Source organism: Streptococcus sp. CF8-6 (assembly GCF_024295845.1).
Classification (GTDB): domain Bacteria; phylum Bacillota; class Bacilli; order Lactobacillales; family Streptococcaceae; genus Streptococcus; species Streptococcus oralis_BO.
Genome location: NZ_JANCOF010000002.1, coordinates 48,732 through 63,725 on the forward strand (window position 1 = coordinate 48,732; position 14,994 = coordinate 63,725).

Below are 14,994 nucleotides of genomic sequence, written 5' to 3' on the forward strand. Positions count from 1 at the left end.
ATGAAAAAAATCGTCAAATATTCATCTCTTGCTGCTCTAGGACTTGTTGCCGCAGGTGTACTAGCAGCTTGCTCAGGCGGAGATAAGAAAGATACTGCAACTAGCGAAGCAACATCTGGTAAGAAAGAAATTATCGTAGCAACCAATGCTTCACCAAAACCATTCAACTACGAAGAAAATGGCGAGTTGACTGGTTATGAGATTGAAGTAGTTCGTGCTATCTTTAAAGACTCTGACAAATACGATGTCAAGTTTGAAAAGACAGAGTGGTCAGGAGTCTTTGCAGGGCTTGACGCTGACCGTTACCAAATGGCTGTGAACAATATCAGCTATACTAAAGAACGTGCTGAAAAGTACCTTTATGCAGCACCAACTGCTAAAAACCCTAACGTTCTCGTTGTGAAGAAAGATGACGACAGCATCAAGTCACTTGATGATATCGGAGGCAAGTCTACTGAGGTTGTTCAAGGGACAACATCAGCTAAACAGCTAGAAGATTATAACAAACAACACGCAGACAATCCAACGGTTCTTAACTACACCAAGGCTGATTTCCAACAAATCATGTCACGTTTGAGCGATGGTCAGTTTGACTACAAGATCTTTGATAAAATCGGTGTTGAAACAGTTATCAAGAACCAAGGTTTGGACAACTTGAAAGTCATTGAACTTCCAAGCGACCAACAACCTTACGTTTACCCCCTTCTTGCTAAAGGTCAAGATGAGTTGAAATCATTTGTAGACAAACGCATCCAAGAACTCTACAAAGACGGAACTCTTGAAAAATTGTCTAAACAGTTCTTCGGAGACACTTATCTCCCAGCAGAAGCTGATATTAAATAGTCGTATGAAATCATCCAGTCTGAGAAAGGCGGATGATTTCTCAATTTTTAGGTATATAGTTTCAAACTATATGTCTGCCTATCTAATAACAATTTGCTAAATCAAATAAAGTATGAGATACTATTACGGTATTATTTTTAAAGGAGAAAGAATCATGAAAATTAAAAAATGGCTCGGTGTAGCAGCTCTTGCTACAGTCGCAGGTTTGGCTCTTGCAGCTTGCGGAAATGCAGAAAAGAAAGCAGACAATGAAACAGTTGTTAAAATTGCAACAGTTAACCGTAGCGGTTCTGAAGAAGCGCGTTGGGATAAAATCCAAGAATTGGTTGAAAAAGATGGCATTAAATTGGAATTCACAGAGTTCACAGACTACTCTCAACCAAACAAGGCAACTGCTGATGGTGAAGTAGACTTGAATGCTTTCCAACACTACAACTTCTTGAACAACTGGAACAAAGAAAACGGGAAAGACCTTGTAGCGATTGCAGATACCTACATCTCACCAATCCGCCTTTACTCAGGTAAAAATGGAGAGGAAAACAAATACACCAAAGTGGAAGAAATCCCAGATAACGGTGAAATTGCCGTACCAAACGATGCAACAAACGAAAGCCGTGCGCTTTACTTGCTTCAATCAGCTGGTTTGATCAAATTGGATGTTTCTGGAACTGCCCTTGCAACAGTTGCGAACATCACAGAAAATCCAAAGAACTTGAAGATTACTGAATTGGACGCTAGCCAAACAGCTCGTTCATTGTCATCAGTTGATGCTGCCGTTGTAAACAATACCTTTGTTACAGAAGCAAAATTGGACTACAAGAAAGCACTTTTCAAAGAACAAGCTGATGAAAACTCAAAACAATGGTACAACATCATCGTTGCGAAAAAAGATTGGGAATCATCACCTAAGGCTGATGCCATCAAGAAAATTATCGCGGCTTACCACACTGATGAAGTGAAAAAAGTTATCGAAGAAACATCAGACGGTTTGGACCAACCAGTTTGGTAATAAGACACAGGGAGGTGGGAGAGAGTTTCCACCTCTTGCTTTTGTATAGAGAGTTGATTTTAAAGAGGCACTTGTGGTCGTTCTGAAGACACAAGTACGTAGTAGAAAGAGAGAGAAAATGGTTTTTCCTAGCGAACAAGAGCAGATTGAAAAATTTGAGAAGGATCATGTGGCCCAACATTATTTTGAAGTCTTGCGCACCTTGATTTCTAAGAAATCAGTCTTTGCCCAACAGGTTGGACTCAAGGAGGTCGCAAACTATCTGGGTGAGATTTTCAAGCGTGTAGGGGCTGAAGTGGAGATTGATGAGAGCTATACGGCTCCCTTTGTCATGGCGCATTTCAAGAGTTCGCGTCCGAATGCCAAGACCTTGATCTTCTATAATCACTATGACACCGTGCCAGCGGATGGCGACCAGGTGTGGACAGAGAATCCTTTTACCCTTTCTGTGCGAAATGGCTTTATGTATGGGCGTGGGGTTGACGACGACAAAGGCCACATCACAGCTCGTTTGAGTGCTCTGAGAAAGTATATGCAGCACCATGATGACCTGCCTGTCAATATCAGTTTTATCATGGAAGGGGCAGAGGAGTCTGCTTCCATGGATCTAGATAAGTATTTAGAGAAACACGCAGACAAACTTCGTGGAGCGGACTTGCTAGTCTGGGAACAAGGGACCAAGAACGCCTTAGAACAGCTGGAAATCTCTGGCGGAAACAAGGGGATTGTGACCTTTGATGCTAAGGTGAAAAGTGCGGATGTGGATATCCACTCAAGTTATGGTGGTGTCGTGGAGTCAGCACCGTGGTATCTTATCCAGGCCTTAAGTAGCCTACGTGCCGCTGATGGACGTATCTTGGTAGAAGGCTTGTATGAGAATGTTCAAGAGCCAAATGAACGAGAACTAGCCTTGATAGATACCTACGCCCAACGCAATCCAGAGGAAATCAGTCGCATTTATGGCTTGGAATTGCCTCTCTTACAAGAGGATCGTGTAGCCTTCCTAAAACGTTTCTTTTTCGAGCCAGCCCTTAATATCGAAGGGATTCAGTCAGGTTATCAAGGGCAAGGGGTTAAAACGATTTTGCCAGCAGAAGCCAGTGCTAAGCTAGAGGTTCGTTTGGTTCCTGGCCTAGAACCGCATGATGTTCTGGAAAAAATTCGGAAACAGCTAGACAAAAATGGCTTTGATAAGGTAGAATTATACTATACCTTGGGAGAGATGAGCTATCGAAGCGATATGAGCGCACCAGCCATTCTCAATGTGATCGAGTTGGCCAAGAAATTCTATCCACAGGGCGTATCAGTCTTGCCGACTACAGCTGGGACAGGGCCCATGCATACGGTTTTTGATGCCTTAGAGGTACCCATGGTGGCCTTCGGTCTAGGAAATGCCAATAGCCGAGACCACGGTGGAGATGAAAATGTGCGAATCGCCGATTACTACACCCATATTGAATTAGTAGAGGAGCTGATTAGAAGCTATGAGTAGAGATATTATCAAGTTAGATCAGATCGATGTGACTTTTCACCAGAAGAAGAGAACCATCACAGCAGTCAAGGATGTGACCATTCACATCCAAGAAGGGGATATCTACGGAATCGTTGGATATTCTGGAGCAGGGAAATCCACTCTTGTACGGGTGATTAACCTCTTGCAAAAGCCATCTGCTGGGAAAATTACCATTGATAACGACGTCATTTTTGATGGTAAGGTGATCTTGACAACAGAGCAGTTGCGTCGTAAGCGTCAAGACATTGGGATGATTTTCCAGCATTTCAACCTGATGAGTCAAAAGACAGCAGAGGAAAATGTAGCCTTTGCCCTCAAACACTCTGGACTCAGCAAGGAAGAAAAGAAAGCTAAAGTAGCCAAGTTGTTAGACTTGGTTGGCTTGGCGGATCGTGCTGAAAACTACCCTTCACAACTATCAGGAGGGCAAAAACAGCGTGTGGCCATTGCGCGTGCCTTGGCAAATGATCCAAAAATTTTGATTTCAGACGAGTCAACGTCTGCCCTCGACCCTAAGACAACTAAGCAGATTTTGGCCTTGTTGCAAGATTTGAACCAAAAATTAGGATTGACCGTTGTCTTGATTACGCATGAAATGCAGATTGTCAAAGACATTGCCAACCGTGTGGCGGTCATGCAGGATGGCTGTTTGATTGAAGAAGGAAGTGTTCTTGAAATCTTCTCAGACCCTAAACAACCTTTGACACAGGACTTTATCTCAACAGCTACAGGTATTGATGAAGCCATGGTCAAGATTGAGAAGCAAGAAATCGTAGAGCACTTGTCTGAGAACAGTATCTTAGTGCAACTCAAGTATGCAGGGGCTTCGACAGACGAACCACTTTTGAATGAATTGTACAAACATTACCAAGTAACGGCCAATATCCTCTATGGAAATATCGAAATTCTTGATGGCACTCCTGTTGGAGAATTGGTTGTGGTCTTGTCAGGTGAAAAAGCAGCACTAGCAGGTGCTCAAGAAGCCATCCGTCAGGCTGGTGTGCAGTTAAAAGTATTGAAGGGAGGACAGTAAAATGACAGAGTTGATTCAAACTTACTTACCAAATGTCTACAAGATGGGCTGGGCTGGTCAGGCAGGCTGGGGAACGGCTATCTACCTAACTCTTTATATGACAGTTCTTTCCTTCATCATCGGAGGATTCTTGGGGCTCGTTGCAGGTCTGTTCCTCGTCTTGACAGCGCCAGGTGGTGTCTTGGAAAATAAGGTTATCTTTTGGATTTTAGACAAGATTACCTCTATTTTCCGTGCGGTTCCTTTCATCATCCTCTTGGCAATCATGTCGCCACTTTCTCACTTGATCGTCAAGACTAGTATCGGTCCAAATGCAGCCCTTGTGCCACTTTCATTTGCAGTCTTTGCCTTCTTTGCCCGTCAGGTGCAGGTTGTCTTGGCTGAGCTGGATGGCGGTGTCATTGAGGCGGCTCAAGCGAGCGGAGCGACCTTCTGGGATATCGTGGGTGTTTACCTATCAGAAGGTCTTCCAGATTTGATTCGTGTGACGACTGTGACCTTGATTTCCCTTGTTGGAGAAACAGCTATGGCCGGGGCAGTTGGAGCTGGTGGTATCGGTAATGTGGCCATTGCCTATGGATTTAACCGTTACAATCACGATGTGACCATCTTGGCAACCATCATTATCATCTTGATTATCTTTACAATCCAGTTCTTGGGAGATTTCTTGACCAAGAAATTAAGTCATAAATAAAAAGAGCCGAAGGGCTCTTTTTTAGTGATTAGATCTTGTGTGTAAGCTTTTTACTAATGGTTTGCCCAACCACAGCCCCAATCAAGGCACAAAGGAGAATGCTCGAAACAAAGAGAAGGATTTTGTCCAACTCTGGAGCGACCATGATACGGTCAATGTATTCTTGGGATTTCCCACGCGCAAGTAAGGTAGCCACGTAAGCTTTGGGACGGATCCACATGAGGAAGATAGGCCCACTTGTGCTAAAAGCAAAGACGAGGAAGGAGAGGGTATTTTTGATTCGGTCTTTGTAGTTTCCGAGACGAGCGATGGCATCTGCTGCAAGACCACAGGCGAGTCCTGGGAGAAAGGCACCAGCGCCATGCTTGCTAGCTAGGAAAAAAAGTGCCATAAAAAGTCCTAGAGTGGTGATAGCGCCAAAACGAGGGACCTTCGTCAAAAGAAGCATGTAGACACTGCCACCGACAAGGGCAGAAAAGGCCGGCGCGTAGAACATATTGCCTGTTTGATCGACCAGGTGTCCTAGGAAGACTCCAATCCCTACACAGAGAAAGTAGAGGACGGCAGCCAAGAGGGTGGTTAAGATATTTTTCTTCATGAGAATCTCCTTGATGCGAATTAACAAAACCAATTGTATCACGCTTTTTGAGGATTGTAAATGGGAGTTCTATATTTTTGAAAACGCTTGAAATATGATATAATAGTTACATCGTTAGTTTAAGGAGAGTAGTATGGGAAAATTTCTAGAATTCGTCTTTAATCGTATCTTTTTGGGAATGATGGCGACGGCTTATTTCTGGCTATTAACACTAGCAGGAGGAGTGGTCTTTGGTTTGGCACCAGCTAGTGCAACTCTTATGAGTTTGTATGCGGAACATGGTTATACCTATCGAGCCTACCATTTGAAGGAAGCTTGGGAATTGTATAAGAGCAATTTTGTCAAGAGTAATCTGGCTTTCTATAGTTTTGTATTTGTGGATCTTGTCCTAGTTTATGGTTTGTATCTTCTAGTTCAATTGCCCCACCAGACGATTTTCCACCTCTTAGCGACCTTTCTTAACATCCTTGTAGTTGCTCTTGTCTTTCTAGCCTATACTGTTTCCTTGAAACTTCAGGTCTACTTTGATTTATCCTACCAAAATACCTTGAAACTGTCCCTTATCGGGATTTTTATGAGCTTACCTGCGATTGCCAAGGTTTTACTCGGGTCCGCTCTCCTTGTAGGAGTTGGTTATTATATGCCTGCCTTGCTCTTTTTCGTAGGAATTGGAATGTGGCATTTCTTTATCAGTGATATGTTGGAACCTATTTATGAAAGTATCCATGAAAAATTGGCGACAAAATAGAATGAAGCAATTTTGGCTTCACTCTCTTTTACGGATTTATAGTTTGGTTATGATCGTGGTCATTGCCAGTTTTGCGATTATGCTATCGTATGCTGACTGGGATTCACGTGAGAAAGAGGCCCAACGGGTTGCAGAACGTGTGACCACTCGGACAGTGAGTGAAGTGGAATATTATCACAGAGAGTCAACCCAACTTGCCCAGTCTTTGGTTGAAAATCAGGCCCGTATTGAAGGGATTTACAAGTATTTCAGTCTTAGCACCCCAGACTATTTCTATTGGCAATTAGAGCGTAAAACTTCACCTTATATCTCGGTTTCCCTGTATGAAAATATTGATGACCTCTATGTTCGGAATGATTTTGTGACTGGAGTGGCTATTGTTCTTCAGGACTACAAGGAAGTCTATGTTTCGACTAGAGAGAAACGCAGTGGAGAGAAAATTCCTGCGGAGGGTTTTAAGCCGACAGCCAATAGTTTTGCTATTCCCGTTTCCGATCCTGTGTCTGACAAGGATTTAGGAGTGATCTATATCTCCCTATCCCCAGATGTTTTACATGGCGCTATTGACAATACAAGGGGTCATATCCCGATGGCTGTAACAGTAACTTCGCCTTTTGAGACCGAGATGTTCCATATTGGGGAGAAGGTCTCAGCCGAGCGAGAAAACTGGTTTGTAGGTGTCACCTCTCATGGTTATCAGGTTCGAGTTGCTGTTCCTAAAAATTTTGTTCTTACTGGAACTTTGACGAGTTCAGCTGTCATTATTGGGCTAAGTATTCTCTTTATCATCATTTTGTACGTGACCCTTAGACAGACTTTTTCAAATTACCAAAAGCAGGTCGTAGACCTAGTAGATTCGATCGAGGTGATTGCTCAAGGAGAAGAAGGCCTTCGAATCGATACCTCTGAAAAAGACCAAGAATTGCTTCTCATTGCAGAAACAACCAATGATATGTTGGATCGCCTGGAAAAAAATATCCATGATATCTATCAGCTAGAGCTCAGCCAAAAAGATGCCAATATGCGAGCCCTGCAGGCTCAAATCAATCCTCACTTTATGTACAATACTCTGGAGTTTTTACGGATGTATGCCGTCATGCAAAGTCAGGATGAACTGGCAGATATTATCTATGAATTTAGTAGCTTGTTACGAAATAATATCTCCGACGAGCGGGAAACGACCTTGAAGCAGGAGTTGGAATTTTGCCGAAAATATAGCTATCTCTGTATGGTGCGTTATCCTAAATCCATTGCTTATGGTTTCAAGATTGCACCAGAATTGGAAGAAATGAGGATTCCAAAATTTACACTCCAACCATTAGTAGAAAACTACTTTGCCCATGGTGTTGACCATCGCAGAACGGATAATGTCATCAGTATCAAAGCCTTGAAGGGTCAAGGATTCGTTGAAATCCTGGTGGAAGACAATGGTCGGGGAATGCCCGCTGAGAAACTAGCTAGCTTGCAGGAAAAATTAGCTCAACGAAGTTTTGAACACGAGGCAAGCTATAGTGGAGGGCGGCAGTCAATTGGAATAGTAAATGTACACGAACGCTTTGTTCTCTACTTTGGGGATCGCTACCAAATCAGTGTAGAGTCAGCTGAGCAAGAAGGTGTTCGTTACCATATCACTATCCAGGATGAATAGAAAGGGTAGAAATGTATAAAGTTTTATTAGTAGACGATGAGTACATGGTGACAGAGGGGCTCAAGCGATTAATCCCCTTTGAAAAATGGGATATGCAAGTCGTCGCGACAGCTAATCACGCAGATGATGCTTTGGACTATGTTAAGAAAAATCCAGTAGATGTGGTCATTTCCGATGTCAACATGCCAGATAAGACCGGGCTTGAGATGATTAGGGAAATGAAAGAGTTACTTCCAGATACCTATTATATCTTGCTGTCTGGTTATCAGGAGTTTGACTACGTCAAAAAAGCCATGAACCTTAGTGTCGTGGATTATCTGGTCAAGCCAGTAGACAAGGTGGAGTTGGGCAATTTATTAGAAAAAATTGCGCAACAGCTTCAGAAAAAGGTGGAGCAAAGTCAGACCCTCAGTCAAGAATTGGATGAGATAGGATTTACAAACTACCTGTCAGGTAAAGACAGTTGGTGGATTGGTCTTTCCAAGGAAAAGCAGGGCTCTTTTACCATTCCTTACTATGTTTTGGGACAAGACTGGCAGATTTTCATATCTGATCAACCACTAGATGGCATCGTTGTGACACCATTTGAAGCACCTTACCAGCAGTCCTTTGAGAATTGGAAGATCAACGCTGAAAAAGCCCTCTTCTACGGTTCAGTTAATCTAGAAAAATCCGAGAGTTTGTTTTCTTATTATGAGCCGATTTATCGGGTGATTATCCAAGGGAATATCAATCAAATCATCGAAGAATTAACCCTGCTAGAGAAGGTTGTTTTGAAGAATACCCCGCGCGTGGCCATCACAAAGCAGCTCTTCACTCAGTTTGTCATGGATGTCTTTCATTTATTTGAACACCTAAAAGCAGATGATATGACCGAGATTGTCAAAGCTATCCATGCCATTAACACCTTTGAAGAATTGGTTTCCTATATCAAAGAAACCTTGACCAAGTTTTTTGGCCAGTACCGCATGAATGAAAATGTGGTGAGTGTTCTGGAAGTGATTGGGCGTGATTATCAGAAAGAGCTCTCACTTAAGGATATTAGCAAGGATCTCTTTATCAATCCTGTCTATCTCGGTCAGCTGATCAAGAGGGAAACCAACTCAACCTTTGCGGAATTGCTCAATAAACAGCGAATAAAAGCAGCGCAGCAACTCCTACTTTCGACCAGTGATAGCATTGAAGATATTTGCTATGCAGTTGGCTACAGTAATGTTGGATATTTCTACAAGGTTTTCCGTAAATTGTGCGGAAAATCACCGAAAGCTTATCGGAAACAAGTTGAAACCAGCTTGTAAAAGTTGTATTCCTGTACAAAAAATGCTATAATGTTCAAAATATCTTATGGAGGAAAACATGAAAAAGAATCCTATTTATCTTTGGGTCTTGTTAGTCCTATCAGCCCTCATTTCATCTATGTCATTATTTGGAATCTTGAGTCCATTGCCAAGTAAAGATGTGCTTCGTACAAGCCTATCTAATAGTGGGTCCCTTACTGCTCAGCAAATAGAAGACACGGTTAACTATACTTACCAAGTAACAGCGTCATCGCACTCTATTTTTAATACGTTGTTGATTGTCTTATCTGCAATTTTAGTTGTAGTAGCCTTTGTATTTCTAGTACGTAAAAATGTGCAATTCGCAAACTATGCTTATATTGGCTATGTTCTACTAGCGATTGTTGGTTTGGTTTATAGCTATATAAACGTTCAAGATGCGGTTCAATTAATCAAAGATACTACTCTCGGCTTAGGAATGGGAGCATTGGCACAAGGAACGAATATTTTGTTCATCATTATCAATGTTCTCTTTTTAGCCTTAGTCTTTTACAAGATGTGGCGCCAACAAAAAGATTTGGCCGAAGAAGTCGAAGCAGAAGAAGTTGCCTAAGTATTGACAAAAAAGAACTATCAAGTTACAATCTTGGTAGTTCTTTTTTAATCGTAAACAAAAAATCGAGGTCAACATGAAAAAAATATCCTTAGTGTATATCAGTCTGAGTGGGAATACAGAGAGTTTTGTAACCCGACTCAAGGACTATCTCTTGTCTCAGTACGAAGAAATTGAGGTCCAAAAAATCCATATCAAGGATTTGGTCAAGGAAGGCCAAGAATTCTTTGAAATGGAGCATCCCTATGTCGCTTTCTTGCCGACCTATCTGGAAGGTGGAAATGGTGTCGATAACGGCGATGTTGAGATTCTTACGACTCCAGTGGGCGACTTTATCGCTTATGGAGACAATGCTAGTAAGTGTTTTGGGGTAGTGGGATCTGGTAATCGCAATTTTAACAATCAATACTGCCTGACAGCCAAGCAGTATAGCCAGCGCTTTGGCTTCCCGGTCCTAGCAGACTTTGAAATGCGTGGTATGTTGGGAGATATTAAAAAAGTCGCAGCGATTATCGCGGACTTGTATGAGTTAGAAACAGAAAAATAAAGTAGTACTGAGGGGCAGTTGAGATTTTCAACTGCTTTTTGTGTATGCAAAAAGCACCCTGTCAGGGTGCCATTTTATAAACTATCCTGCTTTTCCGATGGCAAGTGCATAGATAAAGAAAATAGCAAAGCCAAAGAGGAAAATCAATCCTGCGATAGCGAGGAGTTTTAGCCAAGAAGGAAGATTTTTATTTTCACGTGTCACCAAAACATAGTTCAAAAGAGCGAAGAATGGTGTTGTTAGGAAAGAACCGATCATGGCAAAGCGAAGCATGGTGGAAACTTGACCAGCAAAGAATTTGATGATGACGATACCAATGATAGCGGTAATGGTCATCCAGATGTTCAAAGATTTACGAGTATCCTCTTTTTGAAGAATCAAGAATCGTAGCGATTCCTGATTGACACGAGAGTAGCCATCGATAACGGTGATGACCGTTCCAAAGATACAAAGAAAGGCGATAAAGGTAATCAAATAACGGGACCATTCTCCAAGAACAGAGGCATACATACCCACAAACTGAGAAATGTACTTAGCTGAAGCGGCTTCAACTGCCTGTCCTGTAGGATACTGAATCAGTGCTCCTAGTGCCACGAAGAATACAGCTAGGATAGCAGTTCCAATGTAACCAACGTTAAAGTCGAAAAGGGCGTCCTCTGTATTAAAGTTGACAGTCTTTTTCTTTTCAGCAGACCAGAGTGAATTGATGGCAGAAATCTCAATAGGAGCAGGCATCCATCCTAAGAGGGAAACGATGAAAGGGAGGGCCGCCATTTGCCAAGGTGTCTTTTCGACAAAATCAGAGCTGTATTCTGGATGTTTAATTGCTGCAATAATAACTGCAAGAACTGTTGCAATGGTCAAAGCAGACATGATCCATTTTGCCATACCATCCAATAGTTTGTAGCCACCAAAGAGTAGCATGGCCCAAATGACTGCAACAAGGATAAGGGACCATTGAGTGATGCTAAGACCAATCATTGGGAAAGCGCTAGCGATGATAGCTGAGCAAAGGATAGCGACTCCAGCTGTATTAACCATGGCAGAGAAGACGTTGAGGACAAAGAAAATCCAGAGATAGAGTTTTCCTTTTTCGGCATAACCTTCCACCAAGGTTTTACCAGTGTCGGCAGTATATTCGGCTCCAAAACGGAAAAATGGATATTTAAAAACATTGGCCAAGATAACCAAGAGGAGTAGTGACCACCCATAAGAACCACCAGCTTGAGTAGAGGATACGATATGAGAACCTCCAACGGCTGCAGAAGCCATTAGAATTCCTGGCCCCATTGCCTTTAGTTTGCTTGCCCAGGTTGACTGGTTTGATAACGTAACTTGTGACATAATAAACGCTCCTATTTTTGAATTTTCAGAATAATCTGAATAGATAGCTACTATTCTACAAAAATCTTAAAAGAAATGCAAGGCCATTTTGAAAAAATATAGAAAATTACAGAAAACTTTACATGTATTAATGAAATTTCTCCAAGGAGAATATGGTAAGCCTAAAAAATCCGAGAAGAAAGCTTCTCGGATTTTAATTATTTCAATTGATCTGTGACGTCTTTTGAGAGCAACATTCCCAGATGGTAAGTTTTATTGATATGTGCAATGACATCATTGATATTTTCAGTCGTGTGAATTTTCTCTTTGATGTCAGACCTAAATGTCTCATCCTTCAAGAGTTGCTCTTGGTAGAGTCTTTGAAGTCTTTCCTTCTCGTACTTATTGAGCAGAAAAAGGAAAACCAAGCTAAGTACAACGAGGATATAAGCATATTGGCTCATAGGAAATCTCCCAGTGTGATAAATAGTAAAAGTGAATAAATTATTTCATTGAACAGCTGCAAGGCCGAACAAAATATAAATGTTATTTTGCCTCAATCTTTCAGATTGCTTTCAAGTAATTTAAAAGATTACGACATGAGCCTAACCAAATCGATATTATTTGGTTAGGTGAATTAGTGAAGCAGTTAGCTAGTCCGCATATAAGCGGCTAGCGTCTAGCAATTAGGAGCTTTAGTTCCAATAACTTTAAGATTACGACGTTTTAGGACATAAATCGATCATATTTATGTCCTAAAACTAGTGAAGCGCCTAGCCAAAGTCCGAATAGGATTTGGCGTTAGTTACTTAGATTGCTCCGCAATCAAGTAACTTTGGCGATTTACATCTTCTCCGGCGCTTCTACTCCGAGCAAACGAAGAGCTTCTTTGAGGACGACTGCGGTTGCATAGCTGAGGGCCAGACGGCTGTCGCGCTCAGGACTTTCATCTAGGATACGTGTATGTGCATAGTACTTGTTGAAAGCTTGAGCCAAACTAATCGCAAATTTCGCAATGATAGAAGGTTCAAAATTATCTGCCGCACGATTGATAATACGTGGGAAGTCTTGGAGTAGTTTAATGATTTCCCAGCTTTCAGCATCATTCAGGCTGTAGTTGCCTGCTGTATCTGGTTTGAAATCGGCTTTGCGCAAGATAGATTGGATACGAGCGTAGGCGTATTGAACGTAAGGTCCAGTTTCTCCTTCAAAGGATACCATAGCTTCAAGGTCGAAGTCATATCCATTTGTACGGTCGGTCTTAAGATCATAGAACTTGATAGCCCCAACTCCAACAGCGTTGGCAACCTGGTCTTTATTTTCTAACTCAGGATTTTTCGCTTCGATTTGGGCCTTGGCACGACTAACAGCCTCAGCGATAGTCGGTTCTAGCAAGATGACATTTCCTTTACGGGTAGAGAGTTTTTTCCCTTCTTTTGTTACTAAACCAAACGGAACATGGACAATGTCTTGGCTCCAATCGTAGCCCATCTCTTGTAGCACTGCCTTGAGTTGTTTGAAGTGGGCAGATTGCTCTTGACCAACAACATAGATGGATTTGGCAAATTGGTATTCGTTTTTACGGTAAAGGGCTGCAGCCAAGTCACGTGTGATATAGAGAGTTGCACCATCAGATTTTTTGATAAGGGCTGGATGTTCAATTCCATATTTCTCAAGATTGACAACTTGGGCTCCCTCTGACTCAACAAGAAGTCCTTTTTCAGCGAGAATGTCTACAACAGCTTCCATCTTATCGTTGTAAAAGGCTTCCCCGTTGTAGCTGTCAAATTCGACTTGCAATTCATTGTAAAGGCGGTTGAATTCCACTAAACTTTCATCACGGAACCATTGCCAGAGAGCGAGGGCTTCCTCGTCTCCATTTTCCAGTTTGCGGAACCATTCGCGTGCTTCTTCATCCAAGCTAGGGTCTTTTTCAGCTTCAGCATTGATGCGAACGTAGAGTTTAAGAAGTTCATCGATTGGATGCGCTTTAACGGCTTCCTCATTTCCCCATTTCTTGTAGGCAACGATCAGCATTCCAAACTGTTTGCCCCAGTCTCCCAAATGGTTGACCTTGACCGTTTGATAGCCGATTTTTTGGAAAATATGTGACAAGCTATCCCCGATAACAGTTGAGCGCAGGTGACCAATAGAGAATGGTTTTGCGATATTGGGACTAGACATATCGATAACGACATTTTCTTGCTTGCCAATGGTTTGGTCGGCATAGTGCTCTTTTTCAGTGATGACATCCTGTAATACTTGAGCCGAAATAGCACTTTTATCAAGGAAAAAGTTGATGTAAGGTCCAGTGGCAACAACCTTTTCAAAGGCTTGACTGTTGATTTTTTCAGCAATATCTGTTGCAATCATTTGCGGAGCTTTACGCTCGACCTTTGCTAGAGAAAAGGCAGGGAAGGCGATGTCTCCCATTTCTGAGTTTTTAGGTGTTTCCAGTAAATTTAAAATAGCCTCTTGATCCAGGCTATCAATGACGCTAGCCAACTCGCTAGCAATCAATTCTTTTGTATTCATAAGGGCTCCTTTTGGGCTTTTTTACTATTTTAACACAATTTACTACATTTTTTGAGAAAGAAAAGAATTTTTTTGAATTATCTATTTTTTTTGGTATAATATAGTTATAAAATAAATGTAAAACTTGTTATAAATATTCACTTAAGAGGATAATATGAGAAAAAGAGAACGGCATCAATTGATTAAAAAGATGATCACCGAAGAAAAACTTGGGACACAAAAAGAGATTCAAGATCGTTTAGAAGCTCGTAATGTTTATGTGACACAAACGACTTTGTCACGTGATTTGCGTGAAATCGGCTTGACCAAGGTTAAGAAAAATGATATGGTGTATTATGTACTAGCAAATGAGACAGATAAGATTGATTTAGTTGAGTTTTTGTCTCATCATTTAGAAGGAGTTGCAAGAGCAGAGTTTACCTTGGTACTGCATACCAAACTTGGGGAAGCTGCAGTCTTAGCAAACATTGTAGATGCAAACAAGGATGAATGGATTTTAGGAACGGTTGCTGGTGCTAATACCTTATTGGTTATTTGTCGAGACCAGCACGTTGCCAAGCTGATGGAAGATCGTTTGCTAGATTTGATGAAAGATAAATAAGGTCTTGGGAGT

At 41.7% G+C, this 14,994-nt stretch carries 15 protein-coding genes; 11 read left to right on the top strand and 4 right to left on the bottom strand.

Annotated features, from left to right (window positions below):
* The 5 genes from NML69_RS03805 to NML69_RS03825 all read left to right on the top strand — a co-directional run bounded on the left by NML69_RS03805 (position 1) and on the right by NML69_RS03825 (position 5,092).
* Positions 1–843 carry an amino acid ABC transporter substrate-binding protein gene (locus tag NML69_RS03805; protein ID WP_254725358.1) on the top strand — a complete coding sequence of 281 codons (843 nt, stop codon included), beginning with the start codon at positions 1–3 and terminating at the stop codon, positions 841–843.
* A gap of 154 nt (positions 844–997) precedes the next feature.
* Complete coding sequence (locus NML69_RS03810; RefSeq protein ID WP_254725359.1) at positions 998–1,852, top strand: MetQ/NlpA family ABC transporter substrate-binding protein; 855 nt, start codon at positions 998–1,000, stop codon at positions 1,850–1,852.
* A gap of 118 nt (positions 1,853–1,970) precedes the next feature.
* Positions 1,971–3,344, top strand: a complete 1,374-nt coding sequence (locus NML69_RS03815; protein ID WP_254725360.1) for a M20/M25/M40 family metallo-hydrolase — start codon at positions 1,971–1,973, stop codon at positions 3,342–3,344.
* Entirely contained in the window at positions 3,337–4,398 is a 1,062-nt protein-coding gene (locus tag NML69_RS03820) for a methionine ABC transporter ATP-binding protein (protein WP_254725361.1), read from the top strand. Before NML69_RS03815 ends, NML69_RS03820 begins: the two co-directional genes overlap by 8 nt.
* 1 nt (position 4,399) lies before the next feature.
* Positions 4,400–5,092: a methionine ABC transporter permease gene (locus NML69_RS03825; RefSeq protein WP_000137507.1), complete on the top strand. Its 693-nt coding sequence runs from the start codon at positions 4,400–4,402 to the stop codon at positions 5,090–5,092.
* Positions 5,093–5,120: 28 nt separating this feature from the next.
* Here the strand turns inward: NML69_RS03825 and NML69_RS03830 are convergent, their stop codons facing one another.
* Entirely contained in the window at positions 5,121–5,690 is a 570-nt protein-coding gene (locus NML69_RS03830; protein ID WP_254725362.1) for an MptD family putative ECF transporter S component, read from the bottom strand.
* 133 nt (positions 5,691–5,823) lie between these two features.
* Here NML69_RS03830 and NML69_RS03835 point away from each other — a divergent pair, with 133 nt between their 5' ends.
* From NML69_RS03835 to nrdI, 5 genes are all read left to right on the top strand, one after another.
* Positions 5,824–6,438 (top strand): YesL family protein, encoded by a 615-nt coding sequence (locus tag NML69_RS03835; protein ID WP_254725363.1) that lies wholly within the window; start codon positions 5,824–5,826, stop codon positions 6,436–6,438.
* Complete coding sequence (locus NML69_RS03840; protein ID WP_254725521.1) at positions 6,416–8,086, top strand: sensor histidine kinase; 1,671 nt, start codon at positions 6,416–6,418, stop codon at positions 8,084–8,086. The genes NML69_RS03835 and NML69_RS03840 overlap by 23 nt, the downstream gene beginning before the upstream one ends.
* An 11-nt stretch (positions 8,087–8,097) precedes the next feature.
* Positions 8,098–9,384 (top strand): response regulator transcription factor, encoded by a 1,287-nt coding sequence (locus NML69_RS03845; RefSeq protein ID WP_254725364.1) that lies wholly within the window; start codon positions 8,098–8,100, stop codon positions 9,382–9,384.
* 58 nt (positions 9,385–9,442) lie between these two features.
* Positions 9,443–9,976 carry an ABC transporter permease gene (locus tag NML69_RS03850; RefSeq protein ID WP_254725365.1) on the top strand — a complete coding sequence of 178 codons (534 nt, stop codon included), beginning with the start codon at positions 9,443–9,445 and terminating at the stop codon, positions 9,974–9,976.
* A gap of 76 nt (positions 9,977–10,052) precedes the next feature.
* Entirely contained in the window at positions 10,053–10,523 is a 471-nt protein-coding gene (nrdI, locus tag NML69_RS03855; RefSeq protein WP_042903018.1) for a class Ib ribonucleoside-diphosphate reductase assembly flavoprotein NrdI, read from the top strand.
* An 81-nt stretch (positions 10,524–10,604) separates the two neighbouring features.
* Here nrdI and NML69_RS03860 read toward each other — a convergent pair whose 3' ends face one another.
* The 3 genes from NML69_RS03860 to argS form a co-directional block, all read right to left on the bottom strand.
* Entirely contained in the window at positions 10,605–11,867 is a 1,263-nt protein-coding gene (locus tag NML69_RS03860; RefSeq protein WP_042903017.1) for an NRAMP family divalent metal transporter, read from the bottom strand.
* A gap of 197 nt (positions 11,868–12,064) precedes the next feature.
* Positions 12,065–12,310, bottom strand: a complete 246-nt coding sequence (locus NML69_RS03865) for a hypothetical protein (protein WP_000084865.1) — start codon at positions 12,308–12,310, stop codon at positions 12,065–12,067.
* Positions 12,311–12,689: 379 nt separating this feature from the next.
* Complete coding sequence (argS, locus tag NML69_RS03870) at positions 12,690–14,381, bottom strand: arginine--tRNA ligase (RefSeq protein ID WP_254725366.1); 1,692 nt, start codon at positions 14,379–14,381, stop codon at positions 12,690–12,692.
* Positions 14,382–14,535: 154 nt separating this feature from the next.
* Between argS and argR the strand changes: the two genes are divergently transcribed.
* Entirely contained in the window at positions 14,536–14,982 is a 447-nt protein-coding gene (gene argR / locus NML69_RS03875; protein WP_001231483.1) for an arginine repressor, read from the top strand.
* Positions 14,983–14,994: the final 12 nt, after the last annotated feature.

What these genes read in the sequence shown, in the direction of transcription:
- NML69_RS03835 (WP_254725363.1), top strand. Translation starts at nt 5,824, where the DNA reads ATGGGAAAATTTCTAGAATTCGTCTTTAATCGTATCTTTTTGGGAATG.
- nrdI (WP_042903018.1), top strand. Translation starts at nt 10,053, where the DNA reads ATGAAAAAAATATCCTTAGTGTATATCAGTCTGAGTGGGAATACAGAG.
- NML69_RS03825 (WP_000137507.1), top strand. Translation starts at nt 4,400, where the DNA reads ATGACAGAGTTGATTCAAACTTACTTACCAAATGTCTACAAGATGGGC.
- NML69_RS03815 (WP_254725360.1), top strand. Translation starts at nt 1,971, where the DNA reads ATGGTTTTTCCTAGCGAACAAGAGCAGATTGAAAAATTTGAGAAGGAT.
- argS (WP_254725366.1), bottom strand. Translation starts at nt 14,381, where the DNA reads ATGAATACAAAAGAATTGATTGCTAGCGAGTTGGCTAGCGTCATTGAT.
- NML69_RS03840 (WP_254725521.1), top strand. Translation starts at nt 6,416, where the DNA reads ATGAAAAATTGGCGACAAAATAGAATGAAGCAATTTTGGCTTCACTCT.
- argR (WP_001231483.1), top strand. Translation starts at nt 14,536, where the DNA reads ATGAGAAAAAGAGAACGGCATCAATTGATTAAAAAGATGATCACCGAA.
- NML69_RS03865 (WP_000084865.1), bottom strand. Translation starts at nt 12,310, where the DNA reads ATGAGCCAATATGCTTATATCCTCGTTGTACTTAGCTTGGTTTTCCTT.
- NML69_RS03860 (WP_042903017.1), bottom strand. Translation starts at nt 11,867, where the DNA reads ATGTCACAAGTTACGTTATCAAACCAGTCAACCTGGGCAAGCAAACTA.
- NML69_RS03820 (WP_254725361.1), top strand. Translation starts at nt 3,337, where the DNA reads ATGAGTAGAGATATTATCAAGTTAGATCAGATCGATGTGACTTTTCAC.
- NML69_RS03845 (WP_254725364.1), top strand. Translation starts at nt 8,098, where the DNA reads ATGTATAAAGTTTTATTAGTAGACGATGAGTACATGGTGACAGAGGGG.
- NML69_RS03830 (WP_254725362.1), bottom strand. Translation starts at nt 5,690, where the DNA reads ATGAAGAAAAATATCTTAACCACCCTCTTGGCTGCCGTCCTCTACTTT.
- NML69_RS03810 (WP_254725359.1), top strand. Translation starts at nt 998, where the DNA reads ATGAAAATTAAAAAATGGCTCGGTGTAGCAGCTCTTGCTACAGTCGCA.
- NML69_RS03850 (WP_254725365.1), top strand. Translation starts at nt 9,443, where the DNA reads ATGAAAAAGAATCCTATTTATCTTTGGGTCTTGTTAGTCCTATCAGCC.
- NML69_RS03805 (WP_254725358.1), top strand. Translation starts at nt 1, where the DNA reads ATGAAAAAAATCGTCAAATATTCATCTCTTGCTGCTCTAGGACTTGTT.